Raw genomic sequence first — 13,669 nt, 5'->3', positions numbered from 1 at the left:
TGTGCCGGTCATCGCTCGCGCATGGCGTCGTGGACGTGGGCGAGCACCGGCGACAGCAGGTAGTCGAGGATGCGGCGGCGGCCGGTCTTGATCTCGGCCGTCACCGCCATCCCCGGAGCGAGCGCGATGTCCTCGCCGTCTTCCCCCCGGATGACGGCGCGGTCCAAGGCGATCCGGGCGGCGAACTTCGGGCCGTCCGGGTTGGTGGGCGCCGCCGGGTCGGTGGCGCCGGTGCGTGCGGCGGCTCCGTCGGGCGGCAGGATCACGTCGTGGGACACCCCCACCACCACGCCCGGCAGCAGCCCGTAGCGGGTGAAGGGAAAGGCGTCGACCTTGACCGCCGCCGGCATGCCGGGCCGCAGGAAGCCGATGTCCTTGTTGTCCACCTGGGTCTCGACGATCAGCGTCCGGCTGGCCGGCACGATCACCATCAGCGGTTCGGCGGTGGTCACCACGCCGCCCACGGTGTGGACCGCGAGCTGCTGGACCACGCCGGCGACCGGCGCCGTCATCACCTGGCGGGCGCGGCGGCGGTGCGCCTTGGTCAGCTCCTGGCGCAGGGCGGCGATGCGGTTCTCGGCGTCGGCCAGATCGGTCATCGCCTTGCCCTCGAACTCGGCGACCACCCGCCGCCGCTCGTCGCCCAGCCCCTTCAGCGCGGCGTCGACCTCCTCCTCGCGGTTCCTCGCCGCGACGCCGCCGAACTCGACCTCCGCCAGCTCCTTCTCCAGCTCCAGCAAATCGAAGCGCGGGCTGTAGCCGCGCTGCGAGAGGCCGCGCTTGGCCTGCACCTGCTCGCGGATCAGCGGCAGCGTCGCGGCCAGCCGGGCCTTCTCGGCGGCCAGCGCCGCCTTTTCCGCGCGGCGCTGACGTTCCTGGCTGTCGATGGCGGAGAGGCTGGCCTCGCGCGCGGTGAGCTGGTTGACCAGGATGGAGCGCTGGAGGGCGACCAGCGCGGCGTCGGCCTGCTCCGGCGGCTGGAACTGCCGCTCCCCGGCCAGGGCGGCGCGCAGGCGGGCCGCCTCGGTCTCGGCGACCTCCAGCTCCCATTCGGCGCGGCCGGCGTCGGCGGCGCTGTCGGTCGGGTCCAGTTCGAGCAGCCGGGCGCCTTCCTCGACGCGCTGGCCCTCGACGACGTGGATGCTGCGGACGATGCCGGGCTCCAGCGGCTGCACCAGCTTGTTGCGCTCGCTCGGGATGACGCGCCCGCGGGTGACGGCGGTGATGTCGATGTGGCCGATCCACGCCCAGCCCAGCGCGATGAAGGCGAACAGCGCGATCAGCAGCGCGACCGCGCGGGCCACCGGCGACGCCGGGGTCTCCACCGCCTCCAGCGCGGCGGGCAGGAACTCCAGCTCGTGCCCCAGCCGCCGCCGGAGCGGGCGCGCCGCGCGCAGGGCGGGCTGGGGCGACGGCGCTTCCGCCGCAGGAGGGGCCGCTTCGGCGGCGCCGTCAGGCGATGCCATGCTCGGGCCCCATCTGCATCCGCCACAGCTCCGCGTAGCGTCCACCCTGGCGGATCAGGGCCTCGTGCGTGCCCTGCTCGGCGATCCGCCCTTCCTCCACCGTGACGATGCGGTCGCAGTTGCGCACGGTGGAGAGCCGGTGGGCGACGATCAGCACCGTGCGGTTCTCGCAGATGCGGCGCATGTTGGCCTGGATCGCCGCCTCGCTCTCCACGTCGAGGGCGCTGGTCGCCTCGTCGAAGATCAGGATGCGGGGGTTGGTGGCCAGGGCGCGGGCGATGGCGATGCGCTGGCGCTGGCCGCCGGACAGGCTGGCGCCGCGCTCGCCGATCACCGTGTCGTAGCCCTCCGGAAGCCCCAGGATGAAGCGGTCGGCCCCGGCCAGCCTCGCCGCCGCCACGATGTCCTCCATCGCCATGCCGGGATCGGCCAGCGCGATGTTGTCGCGGATCGAGCGGTTGAACAGGACGTTCTCCTGGAGGACGACGCCGATCTGGCGGCGCAGCCACGCGACGTCGACCAGCGCCAGATCGACGTCGTCGACCAGCACCCGCCCCGATTCCGGCACGTAGAGGCGCTGCACCAGCTTGGTCAGCGTGCTCTTGCCCGAACCCGAGGAACCGACGATGCCGACGCTCTCGCCGGGCTGGATGGTCAGGTCGATGGATTGCAGGGTCGGCGAGGCGTCCGGGCGGTAGCGGAAGCCCACCCGGTCGAAGCGGATGCCGCCACGGATGGCCGGCAGCGGCAGGCGGCCCGGCTTGGCGGCCGGCTCGGCGGTGGTGTTGAGGATGTCGGCCAGCCGCTCGACCGAGATGCGCGCCTGCTGGAAGTCGTTCCACAGCTGCGCCAGCCGCAAAACCGGGGCGGACACCCGGCCGGCGAGCATGTTCACCGCCACCAGCGCGCCCACCGTCAGCGTGCCGTCGATCACCTCCAGCGCGCCGAAATACAGCAGGGCCGCCATCGCCAGCTTGCTGACCAGCTGCACGCCCTGGCCGGCGACGGCGCCGAGGTTGCCGGCGCGGAAGGCGGCGCCGACGAAGGCGGCCGAGCGCTCCTCCCAATGGCAGCGCATCTCCGGCTCCACCGCCATCGCCTTCAGCGTCTCGATGCCGGAAATGCTCTCGACCAGAAAGGCCTGGTTCTCGGCGCCCAGCGCGAATTTCGCCTCCAGCCGGCGGCGCAGGACCGGGGTGGCGATCAGGCTGATCGCGGCGTAGACCGGCAGCGACGCCAGCACGATGCCGGTCAGCGTCGGGCTGTACCACCACATCACCGCCAGGAAGACGACGGTGAAGAACAGATCCATCACCAGGGTCAGCGCCGAGCCGGTCAGGAAATCGCGGATGCGGTCCAGCTCGCGCACCCGCGCCACGCTGTCGCCCACCCGCCGCGCCTGGAAATAGGAGAGCGGCAGCGCCAGCAGATGGTCGAACAGCCGGACGCCGAGCGTCACGTCGACCCGGCTTGTGGTGTGGGAGAAGATGTAGGTGCGCAGGCCCCCCAGCACCGTCTCGAACAGCGAGACCACGACGAGCCCGATGATGAGGATGTCGAGCGTGGTCAGGCCCCGGTGCGCCAGCACCTTGTCGACGACCACCTGGAAGAACAGCGGGCTGACCAGCGCGAACAGTTGCAGCACGAAGGAGGCGAGCAGCACCTCCGCGAACGGGCGGCGGTACTTGAACAGGGCCGGCACGAACCAGCCGATGCCGAACCTCACCTGGGCCAGATCGAGGCTGGCGCGGCGCGTCATCAGCAGGAGTTCGCCCGACCAGACCGGCTCGACGACGGCGCGCGGCAGGGTCAGCGGACGCTGTTCCAGCGGGTCCTGGATCAGGACCCGGTCGCCGTCCACCTTCGCGATGATGAAGAAACGCCCGTCGCGCCGCTTCGCGATGGCGGGAAGCGGCGTCGCCGCCAGGCGATCCCAGCTGGTGGTGACCGAACGGGCCTTGACGCCGAACCCCTTGGCCGCCCGCAGGATGTCCAGCGTGTCCATCGCCCGGCCGCGCGCCGCCTGCGCGTGGAGGATCTGTTCCGGATCGGCTGGATTTCCCAGGAGGCGCAGCAGGATCACCAGGCAGGACAAGCCGGTGTCCGGGACCGAATTCTCTTCCACCAGCCTCGGCATGATCGAAACACTCGAATTGTGCGGTTCTACAATTTTTTCTACTTTTCGACTTTTTCCGTTCCAGAAGCGCTTGCGATAATTGATCGATTCCGTGGAAAATTTTTATCAACAAGGCAGGTGTCTGTATTCCGCAGCAATCTTCGGGCTGCGATTTACTGCACATCAATATTTCACGGAGGATTTTCTCATCGAAAATGCAACGTGCGGATGATAGCGATGCTTATGTCGGGGCGCAATGATTTTTCACCACATATGAGTGAAAAATACGAATTCGACTCATTCATTAAGTGTCTATAATGATTGGATGACTTCTTAAAAGCCTTTGACGAGAGAGGTGCGCCACCGCTACCGGCCACCGGGGCGACCCGCGCCGTCCACCTCACGCGCTTGGCGTGGTTGTGGCGCTAAGAGCGCCTAGCAGAATTCCGTTTTCGCCATCGGCGCCCAATGGAACCGTCATCCCCGCGAAGGCGGGGATGACGAGTCGAGAGACGACTCAAGCTTCTGTTAGGCGCTCTAATGCCGGAAACGTGAGGCAGCATAGGGCGCCGGGTCAATCGGCGCCGGGCGGCCGGCGATCAGGGCGGCGACGATGTCGGCGGTCGCGGCGGCCTGCGTCAGCCCGTAATGGCCGTGGCCGAAGGCGTGGATGACGCGGCGGTCGGCGGTTGCCGGGCCGATGACCGGCAGGCTGTCGGGGATGGAAGGGCGGAAGCCCATCCAGCGCGCGCCGTCCCCGACCGGCCGGCCGGGGAGCACACGGCGCAGGCGGCCGAGCATGGCATCGACCCGTGCCCAGTTGGGCGGGGCGTCCAGACCGGCGAACTCGACGCTGCCGCCGATGCGGTCGCCGCCGTCGAGCGGCGAGGTGACGAAGCCGTGCCCCTCGTACATCACCGGCCGAGTCACGCCCAGCGTGCCGGTGGGGACGGTGATGTTGTAGCCCCGTTCGGTGTCCAGCGGTACGCGGTCCCCGACCGCCGCCGCCAGCGGCTTCGCCCAGGCCCCGCAGGCGATCACGACCTGGTCGGCCGCCGCCGTCCGCCCCCCGCCGAGGCGGAGAACGACGCCGTCCTCCCGCGCTTCCATCCACTCGACGGCCGCCACGGTGACGCGGGCGCCGCGCGCCCGCGCCGCGCCGGCCAACGCCTCGGTGAACAGGAGCGGGTCGCCGACATGGGCGCCGGTCGGGTAGAGGGCGCCGCCGGCGACCTCCGCGCCGAAGGCCGGCTCCAGCCCCCGCAGAGCCGCCGGATCCAGCCTTTCCACCGGGATGCCCAGAACCGCCTGGCGGGCGTGCAAGGCCGCCGACGCCGCGAAGCCGGCGGCGTCCGTCCACACCGACAGGATGCCACGGCGGCGCAGATGCCCGTCGAGGCCCAACGCCGCCAGCCTCCTCTCCCAGGCAGGCAGGGAGGAGGCGTTCAGCGCGTGGATGGCGCGCGAGCCGGCGGCGATGCGGCCGGGCCGGCTGGCCGCGACGAAACGCAGGAGCCAGGGCGCCAGCGCCGGCAGATGACGGGGCGCGATCGACAGGGGGCCGAGCGGGTCGAGAATCCAGCGCGGCATGTGCGCCCATGCCTTGGGCGAGGCCAGCGGCAGAATGTCCATATGGGCGATCCAGCCAGCGTTGCCGGCCGATGCGCCGGCCGCCGGCCCCTCGCGGTCGAACAGCTCCACACCGTGCCCCTCGTCGAGCAGAGCGTGCGCAATCGCCACGCCGACGATGCCCGCCCCAACCACCGCAATGCGCATGCCGTCCGGATCCTTCCAGCCGATGAGCCCGCCATCCCGGCATGGGCCGGAAATCCGGCAGCATCGCAAGGCTGCCCATGCGCAGTATAGGCTTGATCGCCAGATTGTATAAAATATATAATTTGGCGAGCCCTCAAAATGGCTCCGTCCGGACCGCACAAGGCCGGCGCCGCGCTCCGATCGTCGACGTTTCCTCCACCCCTCAACGCCCCGTCCTCATCCAGGGGGCGGCGGAGCACCCGTTCCGCCCCGCATTTTCCGGAGTGTCTCCATGACCGCCCGCATTTCCTGGGAAGGCGTCTTCCCGGCCGTGACCACCCAGTTCCGCGAGGACCTGTCGCTCGACGTCGACGCCACCGCCAAGGTGATCGACGCCCTGGTCCGCGACGGCGTGTCCGGCCTGATCGTCTGCGGCACGGTGGGTGAGAACACCTCGCTGACCCGCGCCGAGAAGGTCGCCGTCATGGAGGCGGCCAAGGCGACCGCCGCCGGCCGCGTTCCGGTGATCTGCGGCATCGCCGAATTCACCACCGCCTTCGCGGCGGACACCGCCAGGGAGGCGGCGCGGGTCGGCATCGACGGGCTGATGATCATGCCGGCGCTGGTCTATTCCTCCAAGCCGCACGAGACGGCAGCCCATTTCCGCACGGTGTCCAAGGCCACCGACCTGCCGGTGATGGTCTACAACAACCCGCCGGTCTACAAGAACGACGTCACCCCCGACATCCTGGCCTCGCTGGCCGATTGCGACACGGTGGTCTGCTTCAAGGATTCCTCGGGCGACACGCGGCGCTTCATCGACACGCGCAACATGGTGGGCGACCGCTTCGTCCTGTTCGCCGGCCTCGACGACGTGATCGTCGAGAGCGTCGCCATGGGCGCCGCCGGCTGGGTGTCGGGCATGTCCAACGCCTTCCCGCGCGAGGGCGAGACGCTGTTCCGGCTGGCCAAGGCCGGCCGCTTCGCCGAGGCGATGGCGCTCTACGAATGGTTCATGCCGCTGCTCCATCTCGACGCCCGCCCGGATCTCGTCCAGTGCATCAAACTGTGCGAGCACATCATGGGCCGCGGCACCTGGCGCACCCGCCCGCCGCGGCTGGAGCTGCTGCCCCAGGAGAAGGCCGCGGTGGAAGGGCTGATGCAAAAGGCGTTGGCGACCCGTCCGGCGCTCCCCGATGTCGGGCTGGCTCCGGACGCGCTGGCCAGATCCGCCTGATCCGGGCACCCTGCCCATGAGGATTCGAGGCGGGCGGCCGGTCCGCGCGGTCGGACGGAGCCGCCCGTCGTCTTTCGCCATCCTGCATGCGAGGTCACGCCCATGGCGCGTCACAGCTTCTTCTGCATCGACGGTCACACCTGCGGCAACCCGGTCCGCCTCGTCACCGGCGGGTCGATTCCAACGCTGCGCGGCGCCACCATGTTCGAGCGGCGCCAGCATTTCCTGGCCGAGCACGACTGGATCCGGAAAAGCCTGATGTTCGAACCGCGCGGCCACGACATGATGTCCGGCTCGATCCTCTACCCGCCGACGCGGGAGGATTGCGACGTCGCCATCCTGTTCATCGAGACGTCCGGCTGCCTGCCGATGTGCGGCCATGGCACCATTGGCACGATCACCATGGCGCTGGAGCATGGGCTGGTCACCCCACGCGAGCCGGGGCTGCTGCGTCTCGACACGCCGGCCGGCGTCGTCGAGGCCCGCTACGTCGCCGACGGCCCTTGCGTGGAGAGCGTGACGCTGACCAACGTCCCCTCCTTCCTGCTCGGGCGTGGCTACGAGGTCGAGGTCGAGGGGTTCGGGACGCTCAGCGTCGACGTCGCCTTCGGCGGCAACTTCTACGCCATCGTCGAGCCGCAGGACGGCTACGGCGACCTGTCGGAGCTTCAGCCGTCCGACCTGCTGCGCCTCAGCCCACGCCTGCGCGCCGCCTTCAACGCGCGGCACCGCATCGTCCACCCGGCCAACCCGGCGCTCGACCGGCTGACCCATGTGATGTGGACAGGCCGCCCGCAGACTCCGCAGGGCTCCGCCCGCAACGCCGTCTTCTACGGCGACAAGGCGATCGACCGCTCGCCCTGCGGCACCGGCACCTCGGCGCGGATGGCGCAGTTGCACGCCACCGGCCGCCTGCCGGTCGGGCGCGAGTTCGTGCACGAGAGCATCATCGGCTCGACCTTCACCGGCCGCGTCGAGGCGGAGACCGAGGTCGGCGGCCGTCCCGCCATCATCCCGTCGATTCGCGGCTGGGCGCGCACCACCGGTTTCAACACCATCTTCGTGGACGACCGCGATCCCTTCCACGCGGGTTTCCAGGTCGCCGACGCGAATTGACGGCGGTGCCGGACGAGGGAGGGCCGGAAGCCCGCTCCCTCGCGGCTCCGCTCACCTTTCCGCCCGGAGGCCCCCGATCACCGTCAGAAGGTCGCCACGGACGGTTTCGATGTGGTCGCACAGAAAGCGGCAGGCCGCGTCGATGTCGCCCCGCCGGCACAGGGCGATCAGGTCCGCATGCTCCCGCTCGGCGCGTCCCATGGAGGTGGTCGTGCTGAGTTGGACACGCGTGTAGCGGTCGCTCGTTTGCAGCAGGGAGGTCACGATGGCCAGCGTGCGCGGCTGCCGCGCCCTGGCGTAGAGCGCCAGATGGAACTCGGCGTTGAGGGCGCCCCAATGGCTGACGTCGTGGCTGGCGATGGCCGCCTCGAACCGCGCGTGGACCGTGCCCACCGCCGCGAAATCCTCCGCTTCGAAGGCCGGGATGGATTGGGCGAGCATCCGCGGCTCCAGGATGCGGCGCAGGTCGAAGACGTCGTTGATCTCGTCGAGCGACAGCTCGGAGACGATGGCGCCCTTGTGCGGGACGATGCGCACCAGCCCTTCCGCCTCCAGCTGGAACAGCGCCTCGCGGACGGGAATCCGGCTGGTCCCGTAGGCCTCGGCCAGCGCGTCCTGCCGGAGCTGCGTGCCGGCCGGGTGGGTGCCGTTCAGAATCGCCTGGCGCATCTGGTCGGCGATGGCCGATGAAAGGGTGCGATGTTGCAGCGTCTTGTTCATGATGCCGAAGATTTAGCCGGGAAGCCCATGGATTGCCATACAGTGCTGATTGGATAAATTCGACGACCGTGGCGGCAACCGCGCCTCACGCCACGGCGACGACGAACAGGGCGACGGCCAGCGCCGCCATGTCCTCCAGCAGCGCCGCCGGGCGGTCTTGACCGAAAGCGGTGGCCATGCGCCGTCGCGCCGCGTACCCCAGGAGCGTGCCGGCGACGGCGCCGAGCCCGCCCGCGGTCAGGCCGGCGAGCCAAAGGCCCGCGTTCGGCCCGCCCGCGTTGGCCCCGATGGCGGCCCCGGCGATGGCGCCCCACACGACACGGCTGGCGAAAGGGAAGGGCCGCTTGCGGCTGGGGGTGGCCGGCAGCTTGTCGACGACGAGCTCCATCGCCGCCATCGCGGTGAAGACCCATGGCGAGGCCGGGTGGCCGAGGAAGAACAGCCAGCCTTCCGACAGGTCGAGCCAGCCGCCATAGGCGGCCCAGGCGACGGCCGCCGGTGCGATCAGGGCGCGCGAGCCGGCGACGGCGCCGATCAGAACAGCGAGGGGCAGGACGGCGAGGGGCAGAACGGTCGTCATGGCGGTCTCCGCATCAATCGTCCCGGCGTCCGCGCAGGGCCTGGAACAGCCGCCAAAGCGCGCCGAGGCGGGCGCCGCCCCCACCATGGAGCAGACGCAGCGCCGCCAGCATCAGCGCCGCGTCGCCGTCGCGCGGCGGGTCGAAATGCGGGTGGCTCCGGCCGCGCCGCACCGAGACGGTCTTCACCCGCGTCATCTCCAGCAGCCCCTCGGCCCCGCGCGTGACGCCCCAGCCGCTGGCGCGGCGTCCGCCGAAGGGGAGGCGCGGGTCGGCGGTCGGCACGATCAGGTCGTTGACCGTCACCGTTCCGGCGTTCAGCCGCCCGGCCAGCGCGCGGGCCGCGCCCTCCGGCCCGAAGACCGAGGCGCCGAGCGCGTGGGGGCTCCGCGCGGCGGCATCCAGCGCCTCGTCCAGGTCGCGCACGGGCACCAGCGACAGGACGGGCGCGAACAGCTCCTCGCGCAGCAGCGCCATGTCCGGCCGCGCGTCGGCCAGGATCAGCGGCGGCATCGTCGGGTCCGCCTCGCCGGGCAGGGGGCCGAGCGGGCGGGCGCCGTCCGCCACCGCCGCCCGCGCCAGCCCGCCCAGCCGGCGCCGCGCCGCCGCAGGCACGGCCGTCGGCGGAATCGCCGCCACGGGACCCCGCAGCGCCTCCTCCAGCCCCGCCGCCATCTCCCGCGGCACGAAGACCCGCCGTGGCGCGATGCAGGTGGCGGAGCCGTTGAACCGCAGGCCGAAGGCGAGCGCGCGGGCGACCAAACCGGCATCGGCGCCCGGCAGCACGAACACCGGGTCGTTCCCCGACAGCTCCATCGTGGACGGCACCAGGGCATCCGCGAGCCGTTCGGCCACCGCCCGGCCGGTGGCGGCCGATCCGGTCAGCACCAGCTTGTCGATGCCGGCGGCGACGGCGTCCGTCACCGCGTCGGGGGATTCGTCCAGAACCCGGAACAGCCCGGCCGGAAGCCCGGCCTCCGCCAGCCAGCCCGCCAGCCGGTCCATCGGCGCGGAGCAGCCGGGCGCCGGCTTGACCAGCACCGCGTTGCCGGCGGCCAGCGCCTGCAACGCCTGCACTCCCGGCAGCAGCAGCGGGTAATTGGACGGGCCGACGATCAGGATCGTGCCGAACGGCTCGCGCCGCACCTCCGCCGCGACCCCGAACAGCCAGACCGGGCGGCCGCGCCGCCCCAGCCGCCGCGGCGCCAGCAGCCGGACGGCCTCGCGCTCCAGGAAGCGGCAGGCTTCGGCCAGCGGCAGGATCTCCGCGCTCAGGCTCTCGGCCGCGCGTCGTCCGGAGCGCGTCGCCAACGCCCGCACAAGGTCTTCGGCGTCCGCCGCAATCCTGTGGCGGATTTTGCGGATGATGGAAAGTCTTTCGGTTGCGCTGCAACCGGACCATGCCGCGCGCACAGAGGAAAATGGATCGCCGGCTCCGTTTTTCCAAGGGATTACGTCTGGAGAGGTGGGGTTGTTGCTGAGATCCATTTCCGCTCCATGTTCGTGACCGCCACGACACAAGTCGGCAATTGGGGAGCGTTTGACAAGCGGATGGAACGGCAAGTCGTGATCATTGGCGCCGGGCCGGGCGGATTGGCGTCCGCCATGCTTCTGGCGCTTACCGGGGCGAAGGTGACGGTCCTGGAACGGCAGGACCGCGTCGGCGGCCGGTCGGCCGGCTTCACGCTCGACGGCCACCGCTTCGACAGCGGCCCGACCTTCTTTCTGTATCCCCGCATCCTGGAGGAGATCTTCGACGCCTGCGGACGGCGCCTGTCGGAGGAGGTCGATCTGATCCGGCTCGACCCGCTCTACCGGCTGGTGTTCGAGGCCGGCGGGGAACTGCGGATGCACGCCCAGAAGGCGGCGCTGACGGCCGAGATCGCGCGGCTCAGCCCGCGCGACGCCGGGGGGCTGCCGCGCTTCCTGGCCGACAACCGGGCGAAGATGGAGCGTTTCCGCCCGGTGCTGGAATCCGACTTCTCCAGCCCGTGGGCGCTGGCGTCGCTGCCGATGCTGAGGGCGCTGGGCAAGCTGGCGCCGCACCGGTCGGTGGACCGGGAGCTGTCCCGCTATTTCCAGGATCCGCGCGTCCGCCTCGCCTTCTCGTTCCAGAGCAAGTATCTGGGGATGTCGCCCTTCCGCTGCCCGAGCCTGTTCACCATCCTGTCCTTCCTGGAGCACGAGCACGGCGTCTTCCACCCGCGCGGCGGCACGGAGGCGGTGATGGAGGCGATGCGGCGGGTGGCGGAGGGCATGGGCGTCACCGTGCGCCTGAACGAGGCGGTGCGCCACATCCGCTTCCAGGGGCGCCGCGCGGTCGGGGTACGGACGGAGACCGGCGAGTATCCGGCCGACGCGCTGGTCATCAACGCCGACTTCGCCCGCGCGATGACGACTCTGGTGCCCGACGACCTGCGGCGGCGCTGGAGCGACGCCCGCATCGCGACGAAGAAATTCTCCTGCTCCACCTTCATGCTCTATCTGGGCATCGAGGGCAGGATGGACGGGATGGACCACCACACCGTCTATCTGGCCGAGGATTACGCCCGCAACCTCGCGGAGATCGAGGAGGGCCGCGATCTGCCGCAACGCCCCTCGGTCTATGTCCAGAACGCCTGCGTCACCGACCCATCGCTGGCCCCACCCGGCGGCAGCACCCTCTACGTCCTGGTTCCGGTCGGCCACCAGCGCGGCCACATCGACTGGCGGACGGAGGCGCCGCGCTACCGCCGCCTCGTGCTCGACCGGCTGGCCGGTTTCGGGCTGGGCGATCTGGAGCGCCGCATCAAGGTGGAGCGCGTGGTGACGCCCGCCGATTGGGAAAGCCGGTTCGCGGTGCATCGCGGCGCCACCTTCAACCTGGCGCACAGCCTGGACCAGATGCTCCACCGCCGCCCGCGCAACCGCTTCGAGGATCTGGACGGCGTCTATCTGGTGGGCGGCGGCACCCACCCCGGCAGCGGCCTGCCGGTGATCTTCGAGGGCGCGCGCATCACGGCGCGGCTGCTGGCCCAGGAGCTGGGCCTGCCGACGCCCTGGCGCAACGAGACCATGGACGTGTCCGGCCCGCCGAAGCGGGCGGTCGCCGGGGGATTGGCATGAGGGGATCGGCATGAGGAGATCGGCATGACGGGCCGGATCGCGGTGATCGGCGGGGGGCTGGGCGGGCTGGCGGCGGCGGTGGTGCTGGCGGCGCGCGGCCACGCGGTGGTCCTGCTGGAGAAGAACGGCTGGGTCGGCGGCAAGGCGGCGGTGCTGGAGGAGGACGGCTTCCGCTTCGACATGGGGCCGACCATCCTGACGGTGCCGCGTGTCCTGCGCCGCATCCTGGCGGAAGCCGGCTGCGACCTGGACCGCGAGCTGGAGATGGTCCGGCTGGAGCCGCAATGGCGCTGCTTCTTCGACGACGGCACGGTGCTGGACCTGTCGGAGAACCTCGCCACCATGGTGGCGGATCTGGACCGGCTGTCGCCCGGCCGGGGGGCCGGCGAGGGCTACCGCCGCTTCCAGGCCCTGTCGGAACGGCTGCACGGCATCTCCGAGCGCTTCTTCTTCTGGAAGTCGGTGGAGGATCTGGGCGACACGCTGGACATGCGCAGCAGCCTGAACGCCCGCACCCTGTCGGACGTGCTGGCGCTGCGCATGGGCAGCACGGTGGCCGGCACCATCCGCGGCCATGTTCCCGACGCGCGCGCCGCCCAGATGCTGGACCATTTCACCCAGTATGTCGGCTCCTCGCCCTACGGCTCCCCGGCGGTGCTCTGCGCCATCGCGCACATGCAGACCAACGACGGCGTCTGGTACCCGATGGGCGGCACCCGCGCCGTGCCGCTGGCGCTGGAACGGGTGGCGCGGCGCCTCGGCGTCGAGATCCGCACCGGCACCGGCGTGCGCCGGCTGGAGGTGACGGACGGGCGCGCCACCGCCGTGGAAACCGAGGACGGGGAGCGCATTCCGGTCTCGGCGGTGGTGTCCAACATGGACTCCGTCCGCACCTACGACGAGCTGGTCGGCGGCGCGCCGGCCAAGCGCTTCCGCAAGCGCCGGAGCTACGAGGCCGCCTGTTCGGGGGTGGTCTTCTATCTGGGGCTCGATCGCGGCTACGACCATCTGCTGCATCACGACTTCGTCTTCTCCCGCGACCCGAAGGAGGAGTTCGACTGGATCTACCGCCGTGGCGAACCGGCGCCCGACCCGACCTGCTACATCGCCGCCCCGGCCCGCACCGAACCCGGCGTGGCGCCGCCGGGGGGCGAGGCGCTCTATGTGCTGGTCCACACCCCCTATCTGCGCCCGCACCACGACTGGGCGCGGATGCTGCCGGACTACCGCCGCGTCGTGTTCGACAAGCTGAAGCGCACCGCCGGGCTGGCCGATCTGGAGGACCGCATCCGGGTCGAGCGGGTCCTGACCCCGCAGGACATCCACGACCGCTACCGCGTGCTGAACGGCGCCATCTACGGGCTAGCCAGCCACGGCCGCTTCCTGGGCGCCTTCAAGCCGGGCAACCGCTCGCGCGACGTGGAGGGGCTGTATCTGGCCGGCGGCGCCGCCCATCCGGGGCCGGGCATGCCGATGGTGCTGATGTCGGGCTGGATCGCCGCCGACAGCCTGGACCGCGACCAGCGGGGAGGCGAGGCGCGCGGCGGCGACCTGCGCGCCGTCGCCTGACGGGCGG

General features: G+C 70.9%; 10 protein-coding genes. 4 read left to right on the top strand and 6 right to left on the bottom strand.

Annotated elements, in window-relative coordinates:
• Positions 1-8 precede the first annotated feature (8 nt).
• The 3 genes from J2847_RS16735 to J2847_RS16725 all read right to left on the bottom strand — a co-directional run bounded on the left by J2847_RS16735 (position 9) and on the right by J2847_RS16725 (position 5,358).
• Complete coding sequence (locus J2847_RS16735) at positions 9-1,466, bottom strand: HlyD family type I secretion periplasmic adaptor subunit (protein WP_209780052.1); 1,458 nt, start codon at positions 1,464-1,466, stop codon at positions 9-11.
• Positions 1,453-3,603 (bottom strand): type I secretion system permease/ATPase, encoded by a 2,151-nt coding sequence (locus tag J2847_RS16730; RefSeq protein ID WP_209780051.1) that lies wholly within the window; start codon positions 3,601-3,603, stop codon positions 1,453-1,455. The genes J2847_RS16735 and J2847_RS16730 overlap by 14 nt, the downstream gene beginning before the upstream one ends.
• A 516-nt stretch (positions 3,604-4,119) precedes the next feature.
• The gene (locus J2847_RS16725; protein WP_209780050.1) at positions 4,120-5,358 is read right to left on the bottom strand and encodes an NAD(P)/FAD-dependent oxidoreductase; all 1,239 of its coding nucleotides are present in this window, start codon (positions 5,356-5,358) and stop codon (positions 4,120-4,122) included.
• A 271-nt stretch (positions 5,359-5,629) separates the two neighbouring features.
• Here J2847_RS16725 and J2847_RS16720 point away from each other — a divergent pair, with 271 nt between their 5' ends.
• Both J2847_RS16720 and J2847_RS16715 read left to right on the top strand, forming a co-directional pair.
• Positions 5,630-6,574, top strand: coding sequence for a dihydrodipicolinate synthase family protein (locus J2847_RS16720; protein WP_209780049.1), 945 nt, complete (start codon positions 5,630-5,632; stop codon positions 6,572-6,574).
• Positions 6,575-6,676: 102 nt separating this feature from the next.
• On the top strand, positions 6,677-7,690 hold the full coding sequence (locus J2847_RS16715; RefSeq protein WP_209780048.1) for a 4-hydroxyproline epimerase: 1,014 nt from the start codon (positions 6,677-6,679) through the stop codon (positions 7,688-7,690).
• A 51-nt stretch (positions 7,691-7,741) separates the two neighbouring features.
• Here the strand turns inward: J2847_RS16715 and J2847_RS16710 are convergent, their stop codons facing one another.
• The 3 genes from J2847_RS16710 to J2847_RS16700 all read right to left on the bottom strand — a co-directional run bounded on the left by J2847_RS16710 (position 7,742) and on the right by J2847_RS16700 (position 10,476).
• On the bottom strand, positions 7,742-8,410 hold the full coding sequence (locus tag J2847_RS16710) for a GntR family transcriptional regulator (RefSeq protein ID WP_209780047.1): 669 nt from the start codon (positions 8,408-8,410) through the stop codon (positions 7,742-7,744).
• Between the two features lie 85 nt (positions 8,411-8,495).
• The gene (locus J2847_RS16705) at positions 8,496-8,990 is read right to left on the bottom strand and encodes a DUF4126 family protein (protein WP_209780046.1); all 495 of its coding nucleotides are present in this window, start codon (positions 8,988-8,990) and stop codon (positions 8,496-8,498) included.
• 13 nt (positions 8,991-9,003) lie between these two features.
• On the bottom strand, positions 9,004-10,476 hold the full coding sequence (locus J2847_RS16700; protein WP_233474578.1) for an aldehyde dehydrogenase family protein: 1,473 nt from the start codon (positions 10,474-10,476) through the stop codon (positions 9,004-9,006).
• 9 nt (positions 10,477-10,485) lie between these two features.
• On the opposite strand from J2847_RS16700, the gene crtI reads away from it, so the two are divergent.
• Positions 10,486-12,093: a phytoene desaturase family protein gene (gene crtI, locus J2847_RS16695; protein WP_325169429.1), complete on the top strand. Its 1,608-nt coding sequence runs from the start codon at positions 10,486-10,488 to the stop codon at positions 12,091-12,093.
• Between the two features lie 24 nt (positions 12,094-12,117).
• Positions 12,118-13,662: a phytoene desaturase family protein gene (locus J2847_RS16690; protein WP_209780043.1), complete on the top strand. Its 1,545-nt coding sequence runs from the start codon at positions 12,118-12,120 to the stop codon at positions 13,660-13,662.
• Positions 13,663-13,669 lie beyond the last annotated feature (7 nt).

This window comes from Azospirillum agricola (genome assembly GCF_017876095.1).
In the GTDB taxonomy this organism is placed as follows: Bacteria; Pseudomonadota; Alphaproteobacteria; order Azospirillales; family Azospirillaceae; genus Azospirillum; species Azospirillum agricola.
Note: the sequence above shows the minus strand (reverse complement) of the source record. Positions and strands in the feature narration are given on the sequence as shown.